This is a genomic window from Arthrobacter sp. 3Tela_A (assembly GCF_049311025.1).
Classification (GTDB): Bacteria; Actinomycetota; Actinomycetes; order Actinomycetales; family Micrococcaceae; genus Arthrobacter_B.
In genome coordinates, this window is sequence record NZ_JAXIOM010000042.1 from 11,750 (window position 1) to 35,848 (window position 24,099).

Annotated in this window: 22 protein-coding genes; 13 read left to right on the forward strand and 9 right to left on the reverse strand. The window is 65.6% G+C overall.

What is annotated here, in order from left to right; genetic code table 11:
• Positions 1 to 253: 253 nt before the first annotated feature.
• Complete coding sequence (locus TVC13_RS12570) at positions 254 to 1,216, reverse strand: hypothetical protein (protein ID WP_422401528.1); 963 nt, start codon at positions 1,214 to 1,216, stop codon at positions 254 to 256.
• A gap of 193 nt (positions 1,217 to 1,409) precedes the next feature.
• On the opposite strand from TVC13_RS12570, the gene TVC13_RS12575 reads away from it, so the two are divergent.
• Positions 1,410 to 3,188: an acetyl/propionyl/methylcrotonyl-CoA carboxylase subunit alpha gene (locus TVC13_RS12575; protein ID WP_422401529.1), complete on the forward strand. Its 1,779-nt coding sequence runs from the start codon at positions 1,410 to 1,412 to the stop codon at positions 3,186 to 3,188.
• Between the two features lie 90 nt (positions 3,189 to 3,278).
• Here the strand turns inward: TVC13_RS12575 and TVC13_RS12580 are convergent, their stop codons facing one another.
• Together TVC13_RS12580 and TVC13_RS12585 are read right to left on the reverse strand one after the other, a co-directional pair.
• Positions 3,279 to 4,679: an MFS transporter gene (locus TVC13_RS12580; protein ID WP_422401530.1), complete on the reverse strand. Its 1,401-nt coding sequence runs from the start codon at positions 4,677 to 4,679 to the stop codon at positions 3,279 to 3,281.
• Positions 4,680 to 4,932: 253 nt separating this feature from the next.
• Complete coding sequence (locus TVC13_RS12585) at positions 4,933 to 6,336, reverse strand: NAD(P)H-quinone dehydrogenase (protein WP_422401531.1); 1,404 nt, start codon at positions 6,334 to 6,336, stop codon at positions 4,933 to 4,935.
• Between the two features lie 94 nt (positions 6,337 to 6,430).
• Here TVC13_RS12585 and TVC13_RS12590 point away from each other — a divergent pair, with 94 nt between their 5' ends.
• Together TVC13_RS12590 and TVC13_RS12595 are read left to right on the forward strand one after the other, a co-directional pair.
• Positions 6,431 to 7,234, forward strand: a complete 804-nt coding sequence (locus TVC13_RS12590) for a purine-nucleoside phosphorylase (RefSeq protein WP_422401532.1) — start codon at positions 6,431 to 6,433, stop codon at positions 7,232 to 7,234.
• A 29-nt stretch (positions 7,235 to 7,263) separates the two neighbouring features.
• Positions 7,264 to 9,018: a phospho-sugar mutase gene (locus TVC13_RS12595; RefSeq protein ID WP_422401533.1), complete on the forward strand. Its 1,755-nt coding sequence runs from the start codon at positions 7,264 to 7,266 to the stop codon at positions 9,016 to 9,018.
• Positions 9,019 to 9,038: 20 nt separating this feature from the next.
• On the opposite strand, the gene TVC13_RS12600 is transcribed toward TVC13_RS12595, so the two are convergent.
• The 3 genes from TVC13_RS12600 to TVC13_RS12610 form a co-directional block, all read right to left on the reverse strand.
• Entirely contained in the window at positions 9,039 to 10,601 is a 1,563-nt protein-coding gene (locus tag TVC13_RS12600; RefSeq protein WP_422401534.1) for a putative bifunctional diguanylate cyclase/phosphodiesterase, read from the reverse strand.
• Positions 10,598 to 11,092, reverse strand: a complete 495-nt coding sequence (locus TVC13_RS12605) for a hypothetical protein (protein WP_422401535.1) — start codon at positions 11,090 to 11,092, stop codon at positions 10,598 to 10,600. Before TVC13_RS12605 ends, TVC13_RS12600 begins: the two co-directional genes overlap by 4 nt.
• A 124-nt stretch (positions 11,093 to 11,216) precedes the next feature.
• The gene (locus TVC13_RS12610; protein ID WP_422401536.1) at positions 11,217 to 12,245 is read right to left on the reverse strand and encodes a hypothetical protein; all 1,029 of its coding nucleotides are present in this window, start codon (positions 12,243 to 12,245) and stop codon (positions 11,217 to 11,219) included.
• Between the two features lie 235 nt (positions 12,246 to 12,480).
• On the opposite strand from TVC13_RS12610, the gene TVC13_RS12615 reads away from it, so the two are divergent.
• From TVC13_RS12615 to TVC13_RS12630, 4 genes are all read left to right on the forward strand, one after another.
• Entirely contained in the window at positions 12,481 to 12,621 is a 141-nt protein-coding gene (locus TVC13_RS12615; RefSeq protein ID WP_422401537.1) for a hypothetical protein, read from the forward strand.
• 136 nt (positions 12,622 to 12,757) lie between these two features.
• Complete coding sequence (deoC, locus tag TVC13_RS12620) at positions 12,758 to 13,465, forward strand: deoxyribose-phosphate aldolase (RefSeq protein WP_422401538.1); 708 nt, start codon at positions 12,758 to 12,760, stop codon at positions 13,463 to 13,465.
• A gap of 41 nt (positions 13,466 to 13,506) precedes the next feature.
• A complete protein-coding gene (locus TVC13_RS12625) occupies positions 13,507 to 13,758 on the forward strand; it encodes a hypothetical protein (protein WP_422401539.1) in 252 nt (83 codons plus the stop codon).
• Positions 13,759 to 13,945: 187 nt separating this feature from the next.
• Positions 13,946 to 14,083, forward strand: a complete 138-nt coding sequence (locus TVC13_RS12630) for a hypothetical protein (RefSeq protein ID WP_422401540.1) — start codon at positions 13,946 to 13,948, stop codon at positions 14,081 to 14,083.
• A gap of 4 nt (positions 14,084 to 14,087) precedes the next feature.
• Here TVC13_RS12630 and TVC13_RS12635 read toward each other — a convergent pair whose 3' ends face one another.
• Positions 14,088 to 15,089, reverse strand: a complete 1,002-nt coding sequence (locus tag TVC13_RS12635; RefSeq protein WP_422401541.1) for an SIS domain-containing protein — start codon at positions 15,087 to 15,089, stop codon at positions 14,088 to 14,090.
• A complete protein-coding gene (locus tag TVC13_RS12640) occupies positions 15,068 to 16,288 on the reverse strand; it encodes a hypothetical protein (protein WP_422401542.1) in 1,221 nt (406 codons plus the stop codon). Before TVC13_RS12640 ends, TVC13_RS12635 begins: the two co-directional genes overlap by 22 nt.
• Positions 16,289 to 16,450: 162 nt before the next feature.
• Between TVC13_RS12640 and TVC13_RS12645 the strand changes: the two genes are divergently transcribed.
• The 4 genes from TVC13_RS12645 to TVC13_RS12660 are packed head-to-tail and all read left to right on the forward strand — an operon-like array spanning position 16,451 to position 20,420.
• Positions 16,451 to 17,542 (forward strand): polyamine ABC transporter substrate-binding protein, encoded by a 1,092-nt coding sequence (locus tag TVC13_RS12645; RefSeq protein WP_422401543.1) that lies wholly within the window; start codon positions 16,451 to 16,453, stop codon positions 17,540 to 17,542.
• Positions 17,543 to 17,548: 6 nt separating this feature from the next.
• A complete protein-coding gene (locus tag TVC13_RS12650) occupies positions 17,549 to 18,451 on the forward strand; it encodes an ABC transporter permease (RefSeq protein WP_422401544.1) in 903 nt (300 codons plus the stop codon).
• Positions 18,448 to 19,302 carry an ABC transporter permease gene (locus tag TVC13_RS12655; protein ID WP_422401545.1) on the forward strand — a complete coding sequence of 285 codons (855 nt, stop codon included), beginning with the start codon at positions 18,448 to 18,450 and terminating at the stop codon, positions 19,300 to 19,302. The genes TVC13_RS12650 and TVC13_RS12655 overlap by 4 nt, the downstream gene beginning before the upstream one ends.
• On the forward strand, positions 19,299 to 20,420 hold the full coding sequence (locus tag TVC13_RS12660; RefSeq protein WP_422401546.1) for an ABC transporter ATP-binding protein: 1,122 nt from the start codon (positions 19,299 to 19,301) through the stop codon (positions 20,418 to 20,420). Before TVC13_RS12655 ends, TVC13_RS12660 begins: the two co-directional genes overlap by 4 nt.
• Here TVC13_RS12660 and TVC13_RS12665 read toward each other — a convergent pair.
• Positions 20,399 to 21,010: a TetR/AcrR family transcriptional regulator gene (locus TVC13_RS12665; protein ID WP_422401547.1), complete on the reverse strand. Its 612-nt coding sequence runs from the start codon at positions 21,008 to 21,010 to the stop codon at positions 20,399 to 20,401. The genes TVC13_RS12660 and TVC13_RS12665 overlap by 22 nt on opposite strands.
• 135 nt (positions 21,011 to 21,145) lie before the next feature.
• Here TVC13_RS12665 and TVC13_RS12670 point away from each other — a divergent pair, with 135 nt between their 5' ends.
• Positions 21,146 to 22,408: a nucleotide disphospho-sugar-binding domain-containing protein gene (locus TVC13_RS12670; RefSeq protein ID WP_422401548.1), complete on the forward strand. Its 1,263-nt coding sequence runs from the start codon at positions 21,146 to 21,148 to the stop codon at positions 22,406 to 22,408.
• A gap of 49 nt (positions 22,409 to 22,457) precedes the next feature.
• On the forward strand, positions 22,458 to 23,915 hold the full coding sequence (locus TVC13_RS12675) for an aminobutyraldehyde dehydrogenase (RefSeq protein WP_422401549.1): 1,458 nt from the start codon (positions 22,458 to 22,460) through the stop codon (positions 23,913 to 23,915).
• The last annotated feature ends 184 nt before the right edge of the window (positions 23,916 to 24,099 follow it).

Below are 24,099 nucleotides of genomic sequence, written 5' to 3' on the forward strand. Positions count from 1 at the left end.
CGGCGGGTCGCGGGGACGGGACGGCTGGGCGCCGGGGCCCGGGCGTCTCAGCCTTGCAACCTCCGGCAACCTTCGTGCAGATAACGTCCCTTAGAGCCCTCTGCGCCCAACCCTCGTGCAGATAATGTCGCTCTGGTTGCCCCAGAGCAGCGATATCTCACCGAGAGTTCCGGCGGACCCCTTCTAAACAGCGTGATCTCACCGAAGGTTTCCGTACCTGCAGGTCCGGCCCACCCCTCAAGCTCCCAAACGGTCACTCGGCCGGGATCCAGCCCCCGAGTTTGAGTCCCCGGGCCACCTTCGCCGCAACCCACGCGCTGCCGCGCTGCATATCCCCGCTCGAGATCTTCACCTGATGCCATCCGAGCTCGCGCACGAGCAAGTCCCGGTTATGGTCCCTGACCTGCTGTTCCCGGGTCAGGTGGTGTGCGCCGTCGTACTCCACACAGGTGCGGAACTGCGGACACCCGAGGTCCGCCCACACCACAGGACGACCAGTCTCATCAAGCAGCGGGTGGCTGGGCCGGAACTCCGGCAGGCCGGCTTTCTGCAGCATAAGCCGAAGGTAGCTTTCCTGGGGTGAATCCACCCCGGTCCGCAGAAGGTCGACGGCGACACGTGCCGTGCGGATTCCCGGCACGCCCCGCAACTGCTCGACGAAGGCCCGCAGTGCATTCAGGGTCACCACAGGCTCGCGGGGATAGCCGAAGCTGCGCCCATGCGCTGAAACCAGCCAGTCGCCGGCGGCGACGAGTGCGGGAAGCGGCAGCATTCCGGCGAGGTCGAACCATGTCCGCGCGGGCGAGGTGACGCGGATACCGGGCACCGGACAGATGACGTCCCCGGGACGCAGCGCCAGCCGATGGCCCCGCACATTCCTCCGTCTGGCGGCCTGCCTCTCCCGCGGACGCGCCAGATGCAGCACCGGCTCGTTGCGGTACGACGGCGGCAGCGGGATCCCGTGCAGCAGTGCCGCCGTCGTGTGGCTGAGGACGGCGTCGGGCAGCAGCTGCAGATACGGCCGGGCCCGGGCCGTCAAGTCCCCAGGCCCGTCGGCAGGCCCGTCGCCGTCGGCCGCCCGCGGTACCCGGATCCCCCGGCTCGGAATCCACAGGTCGGATGCGCGCAGCCGCCCCACGGTCAGCCCGAACTGCAGCGCATCGGCGGCCAGGAACGGATCAGCCAACGACGGCGGAAGCGGCTTGGGCGAGCGCATCCCCCATTTCTACCGGCCGCCCGCACTCAAACCAGCGTTATCCACAGGTGCAAACTAAGTCCCCGCACTAAGACACTGTTTGTAGGGTCCCCACAACGAAAGCCGCCGCCCCACGCAGAAACAGCACGGTTTATGGCGGGAGACAACAAAACCGCGCTACGCTCCCAAGAGATCAAAGGAGCCAGTGCATTTCATGAGCCAGTTCACCCCCGCCCCGCTGGGCAAGGTCCTGATTGCCAACCGCGGTGAGATTGCCGTCCGGATTATCCGGGCCGCCCGCGACGAAGGTATCGGCACGGTCGCCGTCTACGCCGACCCGGACAGGGACGCACTCCACGTCCGGCTGGCCGACGAGGCCTACGCCCTGGGCGGCAGCACCGCCGCTGACTCATACCTGGACATGGAGAAGGTCCTGGCCGCCGCAGCGCGTGCCGGCGCCGACGCCGTCCACCCCGGCTACGGCTTCCTCTCCGAGAACGCCGAGTTTGCCCGCCGCGTCATCGACGCCGGGCTGACCTGGATCGGCCCGTCTCCGGACGCAATTGAACAGCTCGGCGACAAGGTCCGCGCCCGGCACCTGGCCGCCAAGGTGGGCGCTCCCCTGGTGCCCGGCACCGCGGATCCGGTGTCCAGCGCCGATGAAGTCCTTGCCTTCGCGGCGGAACACGGCCTGCCCGTTGCCATCAAGGCAGCGTTCGGCGGCGGCGGCCGCGGCATCAAGGTTGCCCGCACGATGGAAGAAATCCCCGAACTCTACGACTCGGCCGTCCGCGAAGCCACCGCAGCCTTTGGCCGCGGCGAGTGCTTCATCGAACGGTTCCTGGATTCCCCGCGCCACGTCGAAACCCAGTGCCTGGCAGACGCGCACGGCAACGTCGTCGTCGTATCCACCCGCGACTGCTCGCTGCAGCGCCGCAACCAGAAGCTTGTGGAGGAAGCGCCGGCACCGTTCCTCAGCGAGGACCAGACCCGCCGCCTCTACGAATCCTCCAAGGCGCTGCTCCGCGAAGCCGGTTACCAGGGCGCCGGAACCTGCGAGTTCCTCGTCGGCACGGACGGCACCATCTCCTTCCTCGAGGTCAACACCCGCCTGCAGGTGGAGCACCCGGTCTCCGAGGAAGTCACCGGCCTGGACCTGGTCCGCGAACAGTTCCGCATCGCCCGCGGCGAAGAGCTCGGCTACACCGACCCCGAGATCCGCGGCCACTCCATCGAGTTCCGCATCAACGGCGAGGACGCGGGCCGCGGCTTTATGCCCTCCCCCGGCACCGTGGAAACCCTGCGCCTGCCCACCGGTCCCGGCGTCCGCGTCGACTCCGGCATCGAAGCGGGCGAAACCGTCGGCGGCAACTTCGACTCCATGCTCGCCAAGCTGATCGTCACCGGCGCCACCCGCACCCAGGCGCTCCAGCGGGCCCGTCGTGCGCTGCAGGAAATGGAAATCACCGGCCTGCCGACTGTGCTCCCGTTCCACGCCGCCGTCGTCGCTGATCCGGCTTTCGCGCCTGTTGAGGGACCGTTCAGCATCCACACACGCTGGATCGAAACTGAATTCAACAACACGATCGCACCGTTCAGCGGCGAGCCGGCGAACGGGAACGACGACGACGCCTCCCGCCAGCGCCTCACGGTGGAGGTGGGCGGCAAACGGCTTGAGGTCGTCCTCCCCGCAGGTCTGGCAGCGGCCCGCGGATCGGCTTCGCCTAACGGCAAGCAGCGCAAGGGCCGGTCCCGGTCCGCTACGGCTGCAGCTACGGGCAACGACCTCACCTCGCCCATGCAGGGCACCATCGTGAAGGTTGCCGTCGAGGACGGCACCCAGGTGGCCGAGGGTGACCTGATTGTGGTGCTCGAAGCCATGAAGATGGAGCAGCCGCTGACCGCGCACAAAGCCGGCACCATCAGCGGCCTCACCGCAGCCGCCGGAGCGACCGTGTCTGCCGGCGCCGTGATCGCCACCATCCTCGACTAACCGAACAAAGCAGGGGGTCCCCCCTATCGAGATAACAGAAACTGCCCGTATCAGACGCGATACGGGCAGTTTCTGTTATCTCGTTGCCAGCTAGCTGGAGTGGTTTACGTAATCCACGTCCTTGGTTTCGCGGGTAACCCACAGCGCAATGAACGTGAGGACGGCCATCGAGGAGAGGTAGACGCCCACCAGCCACGGGCTGCCGTCAGCGGCCTGCCACAGCGCCACGGCGATGAACGGGGCAACGGCTGCACCGAGGATCGAGGAGACGTTGTAGGCGATGGCCGAGCCGGTGTACCGGACGTTGGTCGGGAACAGCTCGGGCAGCACAGCACCCATCGGGCCGAAGGTGAGGCCCATCAGTGTGAAGCCGATAATCAGCATGGCCATGGTGCCCACGAAGCCGCCGCCGAACAGCGGGTCGAAGGCGAAACCGAAGGCGAAGATCGCACCGGTTACCCAGAGCAGGGTCTTGCGGCGGCCGTACTTTTCAGCCAGCGGACCGGCCACCATGGTGAAGATACCGAAGAAGACGACGCCGACAATCAGCATGATCAGGAAGTCGTTGCGGGCGTAGCCCAGGCCGGATGCGAAGGTGTCCGGGTCGAAGGCCTTGCCGGCCGCTTCTGCCTTGGCAGCAGCTTCTTCCTCAGTCTTGGCAGCGGTGCCGTAGGAGAGGGTGAAGGTGGTCATCAGGTAGAAGAGCACGTAGGTGGCCAGCATGATGAAGGTACCGGCGATCATCGGGCGCCAGGAGAACTTGAAGGCAGCAGCCAGGGGCAGCTTGCTCACTTCGCCGGAGTCCACAACCTTCTGGAAGGCCGGGGTTTCCACCAGCTTCAGGCGGACGTACAGGCCAATGATGACCATAATGGCGCTGGCCAGGAACGGGATACGCCAGCCCCAGGACATGAACTGCTCTTCTGCCAGGTTGAAGCTCAGGATCAGGAACAGGCCGTTGGCCAGGATGAAGCCGATCGGAGCACCCAGCTGCGGGAAGGTGCCGTAGATAGCGCGCTTGTTGGCCGGGGCGTTCTCGGTGGCCAGCAGTGCGGCACCGGACCATTCGCCGCCGAGAGCCAGGCCCTGGGCGAAACGCATGACCACCAGCAGAGCCGGAGCCCAGAAGCTCCAGCCGTCCATTTCCGCCGTCGGCAGGCAGCCGATCAGGAAGGTGGCGATGCCCATGGTGAGCAGCGACGCGACCAGGGTGCCCTTGCGGCCCACCTTGTCGCCAAAGTGGCCAAAGACAATCGAGCCCAGCGGCCGGGCAATAAAGGCCACACCAAACACGGCAAAGGAGCTCAGCAGCGCCGTGACGCCCTCTGCATTTGGGAAGAAGAGAATCGGGAAGACCAGGACTGCAGCCGTCGCATAAACGTAGAAGTCGTAGAACTCGATCGAAGTTCCGACCAGCGACGCGACGATGACGCGTCCGCGGGAATTGGCCGGGGCCTTTTCGGTCTCAGCACTGGGGGTGTTGGTTGACATGGCAAGTCTTTCGGATGCGGGTTGGAAAGTAGGTTCATCCTAAAACCCGGCGTCCGCCATTCGGACATTGGTCCACTATGTGGACGTAAGATTAGACAAAACCCCGGATTTCCGGGCAACAAGCCCGCCTTCGGGACATGAAAAACGTCCGTAAGCGGGCTTCTCAGTCAAAACGAGATAACAGAAACTGCCCGTATCAGAGCTGATACGGGCAGTTTCTGTTATCTCGTTTTGCGGGGCTGGCAGCCCTGGACTAGATGTGCACGTGCAGGCGGCGTGCAGCCTCTGAGATGGAGCCGGTCAGCGACGGGTAGACCGTGAAAGTGTTGGCGACGTCGTCGACGTGCAGCTTCTGCGTCACGGCCAGCGCGATCGGGAAGATCAGCTCCGAGGCACGGGGACCGACGACGACGCCGCCAATCACCGTTCCGGATCCCTTGCGGGCGATGATCTTCACGAAGCCCTCCTTCACGTCCATCATCTTGGCCCGCGCGTTGGTGTGCAGGGACAGCTTGATGACGTCGCCCTGGTAGCGCCCTGCATCGACGTCGGCTTCGGAAACGCCCACGGAGGCGATTTCCGGGGAGGTGAAGATGTTGGAGGCCACGTGCTTGAGCTTCAGCGGCTTCACGCTGTCACCCATCAGGTGCGCGATGGCAATGCGGCCCTGCATGGCGGCCACTGAGGCCAGGTTGAACACGCCGGTGCAGTCGCCCGCGGCGTAGACGTTCGGAGCGGTGGTGCGGGAAACGCCGTCGACCTTGATCTGTCCGCGGTCATCGAGCGCGATGCCGGCTTCCTCCAGGCCGATCCCCTGTGTGTTGGGAATGGCGCCGACGGCAACCAGGCAGTGCGAGCCCTCGACGGTGCGTCCGTCGGAGAGGGTGACCAGCACGCCGTCGCCGGTGTTCTTTACGGAATCGGCGCGGGAACGGGAAAGCACGGTCATGCCCCGGGCCTGGAAGACGTCTTCCAGCACGCGGGCGGCGTCGGCGTCCTCACCGGGCAGCACACGGTCGCGGCTGGAAATCAGGGTGACGCGTGAGCCCAGGCCGTTGTAGGCGGAGGCGAACTCGGCACCGGTGACGCCGGAGCCGATCACGATGAGGTGCTCGGGAACCTCCGTGAGGTTGTAGATCTGCTTCCAGGTGAAGATCCGCTCACCGTCCGGCATGGAGGTTTCCAGTTCGCGGGGGTTGGCGCCGGTGGAAATCAGCAGGGCTTCGGCCTCGACGGTGGTGGTGGTGCCGTCGTCGGCGGTGGCCTCAATGGTGTGGTTGTCCAGCAGCCGTCCGTTGCCGAGCACCACGTTCACGCCCATGCGCTCAAGCGTGCGGCGGATGTCATTGGACTGTTCGCGGGCCAGCGCCAGCAGGCGGTGGTTGACCATCTTCAGGTCGGCGGCCACGGGCTTGGCATCACCGAAGTCCACACCAAGGTTGGAGGCGGAGCTGAAACGGGTCATCACGTCAGCGGTCGCGATCAGGGTCTTGGAAGGCACGACGTCGGTGAGGACGGCGGAGCCGCCCAGTCCGTTGCGCTCAACAATGGTGACGTCAGCCCCCAGTGATGCTGCCACCATAGCGGCCTCGTACCCGCCGGGACCGCCGCCGAGGATTGCGATTTTTCGGGCAGTGAAATCTAGTTGGCTCGTCACAACTGTCCATTGTGTCGCATCCGGTGAAAGCGCTCAAACGCGGCATCGGGGAACAGCACCGGCAGGCTCGCCCAACACACGGTAAGTTGTACGGGTGAGCAACGACGAACCCTTTGAACTTGCCCGGCACGCTGCAGCGTACATTGCCGAGAAAACCGGCGTACCCAGCCATGACATCGCCCTGGTCCTGGGCAGCGGATGGGGTGAAGCAGCTGAACTGATCGGTGAAACCACCGCCACCATCCCGGCGTCGGAAATCCCCGGCTTCTCCGCCCCCGCAGTGCAGGGCCATGTCGGAACCATCCGGTCCATCCTGACCCCCGGCGGCAAGCGCGCCCTGGTGCTGGGCGCCCGCACCCACTACTACGAGGGCAAGGGCGTCCGCGCCGTTGTCCACGGCGTGCGCACCGCAGCAGCGGCCGGCGCCAAGGTGATGGTCCTGACCAACGGCTGCGGCGGGCTGAACCTGGATTGGAAGCCCGGCACCCCGGTGCTGATCAGCGACCACCTTAACCTCACGGCCACCTCACCGCTTGAAGGTGCAACGTTCGTTGACCTGACGGACCTCTACTCCCCGCGCCTGCGCGAACTGGCCCGCACCATTGACCCGACCCTGGCCGAAGGCGTTTACGCCCAGTTCCCCGGCCCGCACTACGAAACCCCCGCCGAAGTCCGCTACGCCAAGACCATCGGCGCTGACCTCGTGGGCATGTCCACCGCACTGGAGGCCATCGCGGCACGCCACGCGGGTATGGAGGTGTTCGGCATCAGCCTGGTCACCAACCTCGCTGCCGGCATCAGCCCGCAGCCGCTGAGCCACCAGGAAGTCCTGGAAGCCGGTGCCGAAGCCGGCCCGCGCATCTCCAGGCTGCTGGCCGGAATCATCGGCGCCATCTAGCTACGCACCCCTATATAACAGGACTCCCCATGAGCTTGACCGCCAACGAACGCAACGAACTGCTGGAAAACGCCCGGACCTGGGCGGCCACGGATCCGGACCACGCCACAGCTGCGGAACTGCGCGCGCTGCTGGCAGACGCCGCAGGTGAAGGGGAGGCAGCGGAAGCCGCGCTGGCCGACCTGGCCGACCGGTTTTCCGGAACCCTGGAGTTCGGCACTGCCGGCCTGCGGGCTGCCCTCGGCGCCGGTCCGATGCGCATGAACCGCGCCGTCGTCCGCCGCACCGCCGCGGGCATCGCCTCCTTCCTGCAGGACAAGTCGGAAGGCTGGACTCCCAGTGCAGTGATCGGGTACGACGCCCGCCACAACTCCAAGGCCTTCGCCTTGGAGACGGCGGCGGTCTTCAGCGCCGCCGGAATCGAAGCGTTCGTGCTCCCCTGCACGCTCCCGACGCCGGTGCTCGCCTACGCGGTGCGGGCGCTGGACACTGATGCGGGCGTGATGGTCACGGCCAGCCACAACCCCGCACAGGACAACGGCTACAAGGTGTACCTGGGCGGGCGGACGGTCAAGGGGCCGGGGCGCGGCGCGCAGATTGTGCCGCCGTACGACGCCGAGATCGCCGCGCGCATCGATTACACGGTGCCGCTGTCCTCGATCGAGACCGCACCGGAAGGCTGGACGGATGTGTCCGAGTCGATCGTGGCGGACTACATCAACGCCGTCGATGCACTGGTGTCCCGCGACGGGTATCCGGCCCGGGACCTGAAGATCGTCCTGACGCCCATGCACGGTGTTGGCGGCGAGACCATGATGTCCGTCCTGCGTGACGCCGGCTTCACTGCCGTCAAGCTGGTGGCCGCGCAGGCGAAGCCGGATCCGGATTTCCCCACTGTTGCGTTCCCCAACCCGGAGGAGCCCGGCGCACTGGACCTTGCCGTGGCCATGGCCGCGGAGACCGGGGCTGACATTGTCCTGGCAAACGATCCCGACGCCGACCGCGCCGCCGTTGCTGCCAAGGACCCTGCCACTAACGAGTGGCGGATGCTCCGGGGAGACGAGACCGGCGCCCTGCTGGGCGCCCACCTTGCCACCCGGATCCGTTCCGGACATTTGAAGCTGCGCGGCGATGCCGGCCGCTCCCCCGTGTTTGCGAACTCCATTGTCTCCTCGCGGCTGCTGGCCCGGATTGCGGCCTCTGCAGGGTTCGCCCACAAAGAGACGCTCACCGGGTTCAAGTGGATTTCCCGGGTGCCGGGCCTGGTCTACGGGTACGAGGAGGCGCTGGGTTACTGCGTAGCCCCGGGTCTTGTGAGGGACAAGGACGGGATTTCCGCCGGCCTGCTGATCGCCGAGCTGGCCGCCTCGCTGAAGGCCTCCGGGCGCACCCTGTTCGATATGCTCGATGACCTGGCCCTGGAACACGGACTGCATGCCTCCGACCAGCTCTCGGTCCGGGTGTCAGACCTGGCGTTGATTCCGCAGATGATGACGCGCCTGCGCGAGCAGCCTCCGGTGTCCCTGGGCGGCTCCCCCGTGATGTCCGAGGTCGACCTCTCCGCGGGCTCCTCGGACCTGCCTCCCACGGACGGACTGCTCTACCTGACCGCGGACGATACCCGGATCATCGTGCGGCCCTCCGGCACCGAGCCGAAGCTGAAGTGCTACCTGGAAGTCATCGAGCCGGTGGCCGGCCGCGGCGAACTGGCTGCGGCCCGCGAGACAGCGGCGAACCGGCTCGCTGCGGCGAAAGCTGACATCGCAGCGGCACTGGGCCTCTAAGCGGGTTCCCGGGTGCGTGCCTAGCCTGCGGCGCGCACCTGGGACTGGCTCAGCGGAAGGCGTGTGCCCTCCAGCAGGATCCGGGTCACCTGGGCTGCTGCCAGTGGGCGGCTGAAGTAGTACCCCTGGCCGCTGCTGCAGCCCAGGGAGAGCAGGTCAACGGCCTGGTCTGCCGTCTCGATGCCTTCAAAGACCGCTTCCATGCCAGCCGCCTGGATCAGTCCGTGCACCGCGTCGACGAACCGGCGCTGGCCCAGGTCCGCGCTGATGTCCCGGATAAGGCTGCGGTCCACCTTTACGCTGTGAACGGGCAGGCGGCGGAGGTAGCTGATGGAGGAATATCCGGTACCGAAGTCGTCGATCTCGGTTCCGACACCGAGCGCCTTCAGGGACCGAAGCGAGTACATTTCCACGTCCCCGCCGGTGACGAAGGCACTCTCGGTGATCTCGATGATGAGGCGCGACGGCGCGATTCCGGTTTCCGCCAGCGCCTGGCGGACGTGGTCCACCAGGTCCAGACGCTGGAGCTCCATCGCCGAGAGGTTCACGCGCACTTTGAAGTCGTCGGGAAGCAGCGTTTCCCGTTGCCACTCCGCTACCGCTTCCAGCGCCGCCCGCAGCACCCAGCGGCCGAGTTCCAGGATGATGCCCGTCTCTTCGGCAATCGGGATGAAGTCGTCCGGCATAACGAGCCCGCGGGTGGGGTGCTGCCAGCGGATGAGCGCCTCAACGCCGGTCATCCTGCCGGAGGCGAGGTCCACTACGGGCTGGTAGTCCAGGAACAGCTCGTTGCGTCCGATTCCCTTCCGCAGCTCGGCAGCCATGTCCCGGCGCAGCTGGCGGGCGTACAGCATCACCGGCTCGAAGACCTTGTTTTGGCTCCGTCCGGATTCTTTTGCCGCGTACATGGCGGTGTCCGCCCGCACCAGCATGCCTTCTGCAGTTTCACCCTCGGCGGCGCTGTGCACCCCGATGCTGGCGCAGGGCCACACTTCCAGTTCTTCCACCCGGATGCTGGTACTGAGGGATTTCTGGATCCGGTCAGCCGCACCGAGAGCGGCGGAGAGGCCGCCGGACGGAAGCAAGACGGCGAATTCGTCGCCTCCCAGCCGGGCGACCGTGGTGCCATCCCCGGTGGCAGCACCGATCCTCCGGGCCACCTCGACGAGCACCTGGTCCCCAACCTCATGTCCGAAAGCGTCGTTGATGTCCTTAAAGTTGTCCAGATCGATCATCAGCACGGACGGACCTTGGGCGGGGCGCGAGGCTATTGCCGCGGAGACTTCCTGCATCAGCGCAGCCCGGTTGGCGGTGCCGGTCAGGCTGTCTGTAAGCGCCATTTCGCGCATTTGAAGGTGGGCGGCCTGCAGTTCCCGGGTGCGCGTTTCCACCCGGTCCTCGAATTCCTGGTAAACCGTATTGAGCTCTTCGGCCAAGAGGTTGATACCGGTGATGACGGCGTCCACGTCATCACGGGCCGGGGAGGTGCTGATCCTGGTGGTCAGGTCGCCGGCCGCGATGCGGACGATCCCGTCAACTAACTGCTGCAGCCGGCTATCAGCCGGGCCACCCGCTTCGCTCATTGCGCTTGGCTCTCCAGCCATTCCAGCGCATCAGCGGAGGAGGAGAAGTACCTCGTGGGACAGGCCGGGAGGTCGCCGCCCAGCAGGAAGTTAGCAATTACCCTGTCTACCTGGCTTGCCCCCAGTACGGCTACTGCTGAAACGGTCCGGGCCTGGGCAAGAACGCTCCGGGCGCTGCGTGTAATCGCTTCCACTCCGGTGATATCGAGCAGCAGGGGCTTTGTCCTTACCCCCGTCAGGCGGCGGAACTCCTCCTCTGCCTGTACGGCAACAGGACCGGTGATCACCTTTCCAGCGGGCAGGGTGATCCTGAGATACCCTGGGCATTCGGAGACTTCGGCAAGGTACCCGGGGGACTCCTCACCGCGCGAAGCGTCTTTCGCAGCGCCGTTCGCCAAGTCCGTTCTTACCGCCACGACGCCCCCAATGCGCTCGATGCTCCAACGATTCCACCGCTGCACTCCGCAGCGGTTTCCTGCAGGAATAACCATCGAGACTGTTTCATTTCCCCCACCCAAAGCTCCCCCATTAGATTTCCGATATGCCGTTCCCGGCCCCGGTTCCGCTAGGTCCGGCCATCCTAGCGGATACATGCTCTCGTATGCAGTCGTTTGGCTAAGACGACACCGCCCCAATCTCAGACAAGAAATTCCGCGCCAGATCGGCCCGCACTATTGAACCAACTTCATCAAACATCGTGACGCTCGAGGTTGCCTCCTGCACCGCAGCCGCAGTGTCCCCGTTGGCATGCAGAATTCTTGCGTAAAGAAGACGGGCGTCTCCTTCACTGAGTGGTGACATGACGTTCGCGTGCATCATGGTTCGATCCATCTGCGCTTTCGCTTCAGCAATGTCGCCGGTCAAATAGCGCCAATGCGCCCGGATCACGTCGATGTCCAGCTCATCTTGCAGAGTCCCTTTGCTGACAGAAATAGCCATCTCGGCGCGTTCAATACATTGCAAGGTCTCTGGTTCTACAAGATTCGCCGTCAAGCGCATGAAGGCCGAAGCCTTGTTGAAATGCGCCCAGAGATTCACATCGTTGCTCGGCGAGATACGAGTTGCGGCCAGATCGTGATACTTGGCACCCACTTCATTCCGTCCCGATAGAAACGCTACGTTGCCGACCACCCAGTAGGACTTACCGGCCTTTTCGGGTTCAGTAGCATCGTCAACCATCGATGCCAGCGTTTGGGCTTCACGCCACGCGTCTTCCAGGTTTCCCGTTTCGGCGAGGACTGCAACCAGGACCTGCTGGGCCTCATGCTTACCTCTGCTTCCGTGGCCCGTTTCCGGAAACTCGAGGGCAGCTTCCCGTGCAACTTTCAGGGCTTCCGGCAACTGCCCGAGGCTCCGCAGACCCGCTGATCTCAGCGCCTTCGCCTTGGCCGCCAGTTCGGGGTCCTCCAACGTCAGGCGATGATCCGACAGTAATTTCGTCGTCTTCACACATTCATCGATAAGGCCGAGTTCACGCTGGCACTCCGCCAGAAGATACGTCATCCTCCACCACCCTGCTTCGTCACTGCGGGCAGCGGCTGTTTCCGCGGCCGAGCGTGTGTGCTCGATGGCGTCAACGTATTCCCGACGCTCCCATAGTTGTCGGGCTTTGTACTCGTTTAGGATGAAGTCATCAGTCGTCAAAGCTCCGACACTCTCTTGTTCTTGCACATGCTTCCTGACTGCACGTTACCCACGGTGAGCGCGATCGACAGATGCACCCGTACTTCAGGTTACTTTAGCCCCCGAGACAGGGGCTCCTGGCGCTGATTATTACGACGCAACACGGAATCCCCTTCGTCCACATAATTCGCCGATTTCTTGGGTAGGATAATTTTGTCAGTAACCAGGACATCCATTCACTCACAGGAGCAAAAACATGAAGAAATTCGGCGTATCGGTTCTGCTTGCGGCCGCCATTGCAGCTGTAGGCGTTGCAGCACCGGCGAATGCAGCTCCGTCCTTCGGAAACGGCGGCGGAAACGTTGTTAAGCCGCTGATCGGCAACTGGCCGCTCTAAGACTTAAAGTCGAGCCGGGCAGATTCCCACGGGAAATCTGCCCGGCTTTTTTGTACCTCCGGCCATAACCGGATCCGGGACCCCGCCATGCCCCGTCATATGGGAGACTGGAAGACCAGTTTTGGAAAGGACCGCCATGCCCACGAACGCCGCGCCTGAAGAGACTCCGCAGACCGCGGACCTCGCCTCCTACATTGACCACACCCTGCTGAAGCCCGAGGCTTCCCGCGAGGACATCCTGCGGGTCTGCGAAGAAGCAGCCCAGTACCGCTTCAAGTCCGTCTGTGTTAACCCGCTCTGGGTTTCCACCGTGCACACCGCACTGAAGGATTCCGGCGTGGACACCTGCTCGGTCATCGGCTTCCCGCTCGGAGCCACCACCACCGAGGTGAAGGTCTTCGAGGCACGGGGCGCACTGCAGGACGGAGCCGATGAGATTGACATGGTCATCGACATCGCCGCCGCACGCCGCGGAGACCGGGAAACCCTGGTCCGCGACATCGCCGCAGTGGCCGACGCCGTCCACGAGGCCGGCGGAATCCTGAAGGTCATCATCGAAACTTCGCTGCTCACCGACGAGCAGAAGATTCTGGCCTGTGAAGCATCCGTGGACGCCGGTGCCGACTTTGTGAAGACCTCCACCGGATTCAACGGCGGCGGGGCCACCGTCGAGGACGTCGCCCTGATGCGCCGGACAGTCGGCCCTGACTTGGGTGTGAAGGCTTCCGGAGGCGTCCGCAGCCGCGAAGATGCACTGGCAATGATCGAAGCGGGCGCCACACGAATTGGAGCTAGCTCCGGAATCGCTATTGTTAAGGGTGGTAACGGCGGGTCCGGTTACTGATCCGTCCGCCGCTGAAAACTTTTTGAAACGGAGAAACTCCCATGGCACGAACCAAGGCCAAACAGCCCACCCACTCGGGCGAAGGACACCTGGTCTCGAACCTCGTCACCTTCATCGTCTTCTTCGGGCTCTTCCTTGCCTCGATTTACGCCCTGAACTGGCTGACCCTCGACGTCGTCTGGCCGATGGTGGTCTGCCTCGTCGTCGGCACGCTCATCTACCTCATCCCGTTCATGATGGGCCGCTCGGACACCACCGTTGAACTGGCTGAAGGCAAGTCGCACAACGAATAATTCACGGCGGCTGCTTCCCAAAGAAGCGCCATCGACATTACAGAAACTGCCCGTTAGACCTGGTCTAACGGGCAGTTTCTGTAATCTCGATGGGGGAATGGGAATCAGCGCAACAGGTAGATATCCGCGGAAAACAGGTACTAAGTACTCTTAGCATCCCGTAGGCACCGTTCCTACGCTCGTGCGCATGAGCACAACACTGACGCGCAGGCAATGGCGGGCTGAACGCAGCCGCCAGCAGCGGTTCACCCGGATCTCCTACTCAGGCATCGCAGTCCTGGTGCTTGCAGCCGCCGTCGTCTTTGTAATCGCCATCCAGACGTAGCGAACTAGCGGGCGGCCTCCGCAGCTACCCGGGCGCTCCAGGAAAACTCCGGATCCTTGGCGTACCAGTCCCACGCCACCAGTTCCGGCACCATGGTCTCCACCAGGGCGGAAACCAGCCACTGCTCCTGCCCCGGATACGTCACGGAGACAGCCGCCTCGGGGAAACCGCCGCCGACGGCGACGATCTGTGCCCCGCGCGGGACCATCCAGTCCAGTGCCTGCTGATCCCACTGCGAGCCCGCGAACACCAGCGCCCGGTAGTCCAGCGTCTTGGACAGGTATACGTCCACATGGGACCAGTCTCCGGTCTCGCTGCCGTACGCCGGCCGGCGGGGCACCTCGCGGATCATCAGCGAACCCTGGCCTGCGCTGGAGAACCGCTCGGCTGGTGCCAGCAGGAAAGTGCCGTCCGGTCCCTGCAGGATTTCGGAAACCGCCGGCAGCCACTCGCCGGACGTTCCCAGCAGCGCCCGGCTGCCTTCGGCAGCCCGCCCCGCGGACTCCCCCAGCACACCGTAGGAGGCACCGTAGCGCTCCAGCAGCGCGGCGATCACCAGCAGGGAGTGCCGGAAGTTGCGGCAGGAAATCCCGGAGACCTCCTCCCCTGCGTTCATCTCAACCGTGTAGTCAGCCATGGCCGCCAGCGGCGAACCCGGCTTGTTGGTCACCGCCACCAGCCCGCCGGTGCCGCGGTAGCGCTCCGCTGCCGCCAGCACCTCAACACTCGTGCCGGTGGCAGAGACGGCGACAACCAGCAGGTCCGGCGCCGGTGCCGGCAGCAGTGCGGTGCTGGCCAGCTCAACCTGGACATTGACGCCGTCGGCACGGGCCTTCCGGGCAGCGGTGGCGGCGGCATAGGCGCTGGACCCCATGCCCAGGATCAGGATCCGTCCGGCGGGCGGCAGCTCGGCCAGCCCCGGATAGCCGCCCTCAAGCAGCCCGTCCATGCGGTCCAGATAGTCCGGGACCTGCTGCAGGTCCTCTATAAAGCGGGAGGTGTCCACGCGGGCTCCTTTGTCTGTGCGGTGCGGGAGGGATCCCGCTCGAATCGGTGGGTGATGGCGCCGTCGGCGGCGTACTGCCAGCGCGGCAGGAAGCGGTGGGCGTAGATCAGTTCGCGCAGCAGCTGCTCGGCGACCAGTCCGGGCAGCACTTCGGCATCGAGGAGGTCGGGGAACCCAGCGCCGGCAGCAGCGGCACGGTAGGACTGGACCAGTTCCTGCTGGGCGTTCCGCGCCCAGCCGTAGAGCCGGTCCAGCGACGCGGTGTCTGCCACCTGCAGGCGTTTGGCAGCCACGGAGGCCACCATTTCCAGGCTGGCGGCCAGATGTGCGACGTCGCGGGCGGCTGTGTCGGGACGGTCGCGTTCGGCGTCCGGCAGCTGGGGGTCGCCGTCGAAATCCAGCAGCCAGTACTTATCCCCTGAGCGCAGCACCTGCCCCACGTGCAGATCACCGTGCAGGTCGAAGGCCGGTGCAGCAGTTTCGGGGATGGCGGCCAGCAGGGAACGCAGGCGTTCAGCCCGGTTCGCGAGCCGTGCGCCGGCATCGCCTCCCGTGAGCGCCAGCGCAACGTCCAGCACGCCGTCGGCCCGCGCCCGCACCTCAGCGGCACCCGGTGCCGGCAGCGGGTCAGGTCCAAACAGTGCCGCATGCACCTCGGCCGTCAGGCGTCCCAGCGCGGCTGGAAAATCCGGAAGCGGGCCGCCGCGGAACCAGGCAGCGACGTCGTCCGCGGCCCAGGTCCAGCCGTCTTCCGCATCCGGAATGACGGCACTGACCAGGGCCAGGGTGCTGCGGCCGTGCACGGGATGTTCCCACACCAGGGAACCGTAGTAGCCGGGCACGGCGTCCACACCGGCATCCGCCAGCCGGGCCAGCAGCCGTGCGGAGCGGTCCGCCCCGCCCCACTGGCGCACCAGCTTGATGATCTTGTCCCGACCCACCACAACGGACAGGTTGGTCATGTCCACGGGCACGGCAGTCTCTTCGAGGCCGGAGCCGGCCGCCAGCCGGGTGCGGACCGCGTGCAGCTCGCCGGCAGAGGCCGTCAGGGACCCCGCATCGCCTGCGAGCACAGCGGCCGTGAGGTCCGCGGCCAGGCCCGCACCTGCTGCTGCGGGAAGACCCCGGGCATCCAGTGCGGCCAGGACGCCGTCGGGCTCAAGCCGCAAACAGCCGTGCACGGCCCTCACTTCATCCATGAATCCACCTTCACATTCCTTGCACGCAGGTTCAAGGACTGATTGTTAAATGCTTGTTACGGCTAGAAATAACCGTTGTATTCCCTGAACTCTAATGCAAAGATCAATTCACCACCCAGCTTGGGTGTGATCTAAGACACAAGCGCAAGAGTAGGAGCCATCGTGAGTTTCCAGCGCGTTTCACGGACCGCCGCAGTAGCAGCAACCGCGGTCCTAGCCCTGTCGGCTTGCGGCGGAGGAAGCGGGTCCGCGGACCTGGACCCCGATGCCGACATCAGCCAGCAGAAGCTTGTAGTCGGCATCTGGGCCGACTACTACCCCGAGGACCTGGCCGAGACCTTCGAGGCAGAGACGGGAGTTCCCGTCCAGATCGTGCACCACGCCACGAACGAAGAGATCATGGCCAAGCTGACCGCCGGCGGAGACTCCGGAATCGACGTCGCGTTCGTTTCGGGCCAATACGCCCAGGCGCTCAATGAGGGCGGAATGCTCCAGGAACTGGACCACTCCCTGATTCCCAACATTGAGAACCTCTACCCCGAGGCCATGGAAATGGCTTACGACGACGGCAACACCTTCTCCCTTCCCTATACGTGGGGAACCACCGGGCTCTGCTACCGCTCCGACCTGCTGCCGGCGGAGCCCACCTCCTGGAATGACCTGTTGGAGCCCTCCGCTGACGTGGCCGGGAAAACCACCATGCTCTCCACTGAACGCTGGATGGCACTGCCGGCGCTGAAGGCACTGGGCTACTCGGTGAACTCGGAGAACCCGGACGAGCTTGCAGCAGTGAAGGAACAGCTCACAGCCACCAAGCCCACCCTGCTGTCCTTCGATGACACCACGTTCTACTCCAAGCTCGTCACAGGCGAAGCCGTGCTGACCGAGGCCTGGGACGGCTGGTGCAACTACGGCATCGCCGAGGATCCGAACATCAAGTTCACGGTTCCAGAGGAAGGCAGTGATCTCTGGGTAGACACCATGACCGTGCTGAAGTCCTCGCAGAACAAGGAAGCTGCCATGGCGTTCCTGAACTACGTGCTGGAGCCGGAGGTCCACTCCTGGGCAGCCGAGAACATCCTCTACAAGGTCCCGAACAAGGCCGCCATGGAGGCACTGGACCCGGAACTGCTTGCCACCTACCCGAACCTGACCGTAACCCCTGCCGAACTGGCTGAGCAGGAAGTGATTGTCGACCTCGGCGACTACAGCACCGAATACACCCGCCTGGCCACGGAAATCTCCGCGAAGTAGCTTCCCGTGCCTGCTCTCCGCTCCGCAGCCTCCGGCGCCGCCGGGCGCCGGAGGCTGGCCGGGGTCCCGCTCCTCGGCCCCGGGGGGATCTTGCTGTTTGTGGTGGCCGTCCTGCCGGTGGCACTGGTCACCGTCTATGCCTTCTTTGAGCGCGGCCGGTTTGGCGGCGTCGAATACAACTTCACGCTGGACAACTTCATCCGCCTGGCGGACCCCCTCTACCTGGGCGTGGTGCTGAAGTCCATCGGCATTGCCGGTGCCGCCACCGCCATTGCACTGCTGATCGGCTACCCGGCGGCCCTGTTCATTTCCCGGCTGCCCAAACGCTGGCGCACCTTGGCACTCATCGCCGTCCTGCTGCCGTTCTGGACCAACTTCCTGATCCGCACCTACGCCTGGATCCTGCTGCTGAACAACGCCGGCTGGATCAACCAGGGCCTGCAGTGGCTGGGCATCACCACTGAACCGGTGGCCATGCTGTACACGGAACCGGCCGTCGTCGTCGGGCTGGTGTACATGTACCTGCCGCTGATGATCCTGCCGCTGTACGCCTCGCTGTCCTCGCAGGATCCGCAGCTGACCGAGGCTGCCACCAACCTGGGCTCCTCCCCGTTCCGGGTTTTCCGCACCGTGACCCTGCCGCTCTCCGCCCCGGGCGCGCTGACCGGCTGCATCTTTGTGTTTGTGCCTGCAATGGGCAACTTCATCATTCCGGAGCTGATCGGCGGCGGTAAGACCGTGCTGATCGGCAACCTCATCCGCGACCAGTTCCTCAAGGCCCGCGACTGGCCCTTCGGCGCAGCCCTGGCACTGGTGATGACCGCGTTCCTGGTGCTCCTGCTGGTGCTCCAGCAGCGCGCCTCCCGCGCCGTCAGTGAAGGCAAGACCCCACGGCAGGCGGACGCATGAGCACCACCGCAGCCTCATCCGGCACCGCCGCGTCCCCCCGCCCGGCCGGAACGAAAAGCGTACGACGCCGGGGCGCGCGGCCCGGTCAGGGCTGGCACCTGCGGGTGCCGTTCTGGGCAGCCATCGGCTTCCTCTACCTGCCGATCCTCGTGGTCACCGCCATGTCCTTCAATGCCTCCTCCAACCTGTTCTCCTGGTCCGGGTTCTCACTGAAGTGGTACGCCGAGGTGTTCCGCTCACCGGAGATCCTCGCGTCCCTGGGCAACACCCTGGTGGTGGCCGCGGCAGCGGCAGTCCTGGCCACCGTGCTGGGCACGCTGACCGCCGTCGGCATCCACCGCTATACCAAAGGCGGCCTGATCCGGGCGATCGCAATTGCCCCCGCGATGCTCCCGGACCTGCTGCTGGCCATCGGCCTGCTGAGCCTGTTCACGCTGCTGAACTTCACCCTGGGCCTGCTCTCGGTGATCCTGGCCCACACCGTGTTTGCCATGGCGTTCGTGACCGCGATCGTCCTGGCCCGGCTCGCGCAGGTGGACCCGTCACTGGAAGAAGCCTCCCGGGACCTGGGCGCGTCCCCCGCCCGGACCCTGCTGAAGGTGACCGTTCCGCAGCTCGGACCGGCCATCATCTCCGGCGGCCTGCTGGCGTTCACGCTGTCCCTGGACGAGTTCGTGATCGCGTTCTTCACGACGAGCCCCACCGTCTCCACCCTGCCCATCAACATTTACTCGATGGTGCGCTTCGGCGTCTCCCCCGAAATCAATGCACTCGCCACCATGCTGCTGGGCCTGACCGTCCTGGCGGTCCTGGGCACGCAGCGCCTGACCAAGATTGCGGATTCACTATGACCACCGGACCTGACACCGTTTCCGCTGACCAGCCGCTGCTGCAGCTGCGTTCCCTCAGCCACAGCTACGGCTCCGTCCAGGCACTGCACGGGATTGACCTGGACATTGCCGGCAACGAGTTCTTCGCCCTGCTGGGACCCTCCGGCTGCGGCAAGAGCACCCTGCTTCGCTCCATCGCAGGTTTTGAGACCCCCGCCGAAGGGGAAATCCTGCTCGACGGCGAACCGCTGACCCGGCTGCCGGCCCACCGCCGGCCGGTAAACATGATGTTCCAGTCCTACGCCCTCTTCCCGCACCTCAGCGTGGAGAAGAACGTGGCCTACGGACTGGAGGCCGAGGGTGTGGGCAAGGCCGAGGTTCGCCGCCGCGTCGGCGAGGCGCTGGAGACCATCGGGCTGACCAAATTCGCCCGCCGCCGGCCCGGACAGCTCTCCGGCGGGCAGCGCCAGCGGGTGGCCCTGGCCCGGGCCATCGTCAAGCGCCCCCGCCTGCTGCTGCTGGACGAGCCGCTCTCCGCGCTGGACCGCAAGGTCCGCGCCGAAATGCAGCTCGAACTCAAGCGCCTGCAGCATGAGGCCGGCATGACCTTCGTGGTGGTCACCCATGACCAGGAAGAAGCCATGTCCATGGCAGACCGGGTGGCGGTGCTCAACGCCGGCCGGCTGGAGCAGGTGGACACCCCTGTGGCGCTCTACGCTGCGCCGCGCACCCGGTTCGTGGCCGACTTCATCGGCACCGCCAACCTGCTGGACGGCACCGCCGTCGCCGGCGGCATCGCCCTGGAAACCGGGCTGGTGCTCGCCGCCGGCCACACGCTGCCGGCCGGGACGGCAGCCACCGCCGTCGTGCGCCCGGAGGACGTTTCCCTGGCCGAGCCCGGCGCAGGCACGCTGGAGGGCACCGTCGTGGACACGTTCTTCCTGGGCGGCACCTCCACCGTGTCAGTGCAGGTGCCCGGCCTGGCCGCTCCGTTTACCTGCAACGTCCGCGCGGTCCAGGTTCCGCAGCGCGGTTCGCTGGTTGGCCTGGTGGTTGATGCAGCCCGCACCGTCGCCGTGACGGATGACCGTGCTGCCGCACAGCGCAGCACCGCGGCTCAGGAAACGGTCAGCCCGTGAGAAGTTGCGATCCGCGCGTAGTCGGCGATCAGCCCGGCGGCCGTCTCGGCGTCGATGCTGGGGTGGCGGGCAATGATCCGGTAGCCGTAGGCGTCTTCCAGGGCCACCAGGTTCCGTGCCACGGTCAGCGGGTCCTGCGCCAGGGTGAACACTCCGCGGGCGGCTCCCTGCTCCAGGACCACCAGGTACATGCCGACCTGCCGCTCGTACAGCGAGGTCAGCAGGGTGGCGGTCACCGGGTTGTTGCCGGCGGATCCGCCCAGGGCACAGAGCATGGCCACCTGCGCATCATCCGGGCCGGACGGCAGGCCGGAGCGGATCAGGGCCAGCAGCCTCGCGGCCGGGTCATCCGGCAGGGCGGCGAGCATCTGCACGCGCTGTTCGTAGAAGCGTTCCATCGCTTCCCGATTGGCCTCCAGCATCAGGTCGTCCAGGTTCGGGTAGTAGTACAGCACTGCCCCGCTGGTCAGCCCCGCTTCCTCGGCAACGCGGTTCAGGCGCGCTCCGTCCGGACCGTGTTTGGCCACCGCCCGCTGCGCGGCCGCCACGATTTCGCTGCGGCGTGCGGTCTGGTTCTTCGGGCGTGCCATGTAAAACCTTCCTCGATTGGACTGATTCACCACCCTAGGGCACGTCCGCCGCAATAGCCGCATTTCTCAAAAGTAATTTGCATCACTCACTGATTCCAGGAGGCACCATTGACAAATTCATGTACTTTTCTTTTCATGCCGGAAAGTGCCTACGGGCCCACGAATAACTGCATTGGAATCGGCAACGAACTCCTGAAGCGCGGGCACCGGGTGGTTTTCGCCGCCGAATCGTCCTGGCAGGGCAAACTCGCCCCGCTGGGCTTCGAAGAGGCGCTGGTGGACTTCGCTCCCCCGGCAGAGGACGGCGAGGCGGAGGCCGGTGATTTCTGGAAGGAATACATCAAGGCAATCTCCCCGGAATTCCGGAAATCCACCCTGGAACAGGCGGAAACAGTTATCCGGCCTATCTGGGAAGGTGCGATTGACGGCGCCAAATACTGCGAGCCTGAATTGCGCCGCATAATCGCCGAAGTGAATCCGGATGTAATCATCGAAGACAACGTGGTGGCATTTCCCGCGCTGGTCACCGCGGGCAAGCCGTTCGTGCGGATCGTCTCCTGCAATCCGCTGGAAGTTCCGGGTCCCGGGATCGCTCCGGCCTACTCCGGCCTGGGCCAGGATGATGAAACCGGCTGGGAAGAATACCGGGCCGAATACGAGCGCACCCACAAGGACCTCTGGGAAGACTTCAACGCCTGGGTCCAGGAACAGGGCGCGCCGGCGCTGCCCCGCATGGAGTTCATCCACTCCGGCGTGCACAACATCTACGTCTACCCGCAGGAACTGGACTACACCGCCCGCCGCCCGCTGGACGGCAGCTGGACCCGCGTGGACTCCGCCGTGCGGGAGACCGAGTCCGCCGTCGAACTTCCCGAGCACTTCACGGACGGCACCAAGCCGCTGATCTACTTCAGCCTGGGCTCCCTCGGCGGCGCCGACGTCGACCTCATGCAGCGCACCGTGGATATCCTCGGCACCGCCGGTGACTACAACTTCATCGTCTCCAAGGGCCCGCTGGCGGACGAAATCACCCTGGCGGAGAACATGTGGGGCGCGGAATTCCTGCCGCAGACCCGCATCATCCCGGAGGTTGACCTGGTCATCACGCACGGCGGCAACAACACCACCACCGAAGCACTGCACTTCGGCAAGCCGATGATCCTGCTGCCGCTGTTCTGGGACCAGTACGACAACGCCCAGCGCGTCCACGAATCCGGCTACGGCCGCCGGCTGGACACCTACACCTGCACCCCGGAGGAACTGCTGGGCTCAATCGCCGACCTGCTCAATGATGCGGACCTGCAGGCCCGCTGCCGCGCAGCCGGGGAACGGATCCGCGCCGCGGACGGCCTCTCCGCCGCTGCCACCGCACTGGAGAACGTCGCCGCCGCGCACTGATCCGCTCCGCTTCACCGATCCACAATCACCACCAATGCAAGGAACCACCATGGCATCCGGAACTTTCATCTCCAACGACTACCGCGCTTCCAACGGCGAGGTGCAGGAGCTCATCAACCCCGCCACCGGCGAAGTCTCAGGCACGCTGACCGCGTCCACCGTGGACGACGTCGACTCCGCTGTCGCTGCCGCCCGCGACGCCGCCGCAGGCTGGGCCGCGCAGACCCCGGGCCAGCGTGCCCGCGTGCTGCTGAAGCTGGCAGACGCGCTGGAGGAGGACGCCGAGGCGCTGACCGAGCGCGAAGTGACCGAAGGCGGCAAGCCCTGGACCACCGTGCTGGACGGCGAGATTCCGTTTGGCGCTGACAACCTGCGCTTCTTCGCCGGCGCGGCCCGGTCCGTGGACGGCACCGGTGCCGGCATGTTCTCCGACGGTTACACCTCCATGATGGTGCGCCGCCCGGTGGGTGTGGTTGCCGGCATCACGCCGTGGAACTTCCCGCTGATCATGGCCCTGTGGAAGGCCGGCCCCGCGCTGGCCGCCGGCAACACCGTGATCCTCAAGCCCGCTCCGCTGACTCCCGGGTCCACGCTCCGCCTGGCCGAACTGGCTGCCTCGGCCGGCCTGCCCGCGGGCGTGCTGAACGTGGTGACCGGCGGCGGGGACATCGGCTCCGCCCTGGCCGGACACCGCGGAGTGGACATGGTCTCGGTCACCGGATCCACGGCCACCGGACGGGCAGTGATGCAGGGAGCGGTCAAGGACGTCAAGCGTGTACACCTGGAGCTGGGCGGCAAGGCTCCGGCGCTGGTCTTTGCCGACGCCGACGTGGCCCAGATGGCCCGTGCCGTCGCCCTGGGCGCCACCTACAACACCGGCCAGGACTGCACCGCGGCCACCCGCGTCTACATCCACCGCAGCATTTTCGACGACGCCATTGCCGCCCTGCGCGCGGAGCTCAAGGGCATCAACATCGGTGATCCGCACGATCCCGCCACGCACATCGGCCCGCTGATTTCCGCCGCGCACCGGGAGAAGGTTGCCGGGTTTGTGCAGCGCGCGGTCGACGCCGGTGCCCAGGCGCTGGAGGGCGGTTCGCCCATGGAGGGGCCGGGCTTCTACTTCCCGCCCACCCTCGTGGTGGGTGCCGGGCAGTCCTCGGAACTGGTGCAGGGCGAGATCTTCGGCCCGGTGCTGGTTGCCCTGCCCTTCGACACGGAGGACGACGCCGTCGCGCTGGCCAACGACAGCGCCTACGGGCTGGCGTCCTCGGTCTGGACCGCCGACGTCGGGCGTGCCATCCGCGTCAGCCACCAGCTGGAGGTTGGCGTCACCTGGATCAATGACCACCTGCCGCTGGCCTCGGAGGCACCGCACGGCGGAGTGAAGGGCTCCGGTTTCGGCAAGGACATGAGCATCGAACCGCTGCTGGACTACTCGGTGACCCGCCACCTGATGATCCGCCATGCCGTCCCGCCGGAAACCACGGGCTACCGTCCGGCCTGATCCGCGCCCTGCAGACACCTGCGAACCACCACCGATCGAAAGCAGATACCGTGCCACGCACCACTCCCACCGCCTACGACCTGGCCGAACAGCGTATCCCGGCCGCCGCCGTCTCCGCAGCCCTGTCCTCCGCGACTCCCGCCCCCGACTGGCTGGACCGCCCCGACCCTGTCTCTTATAAACA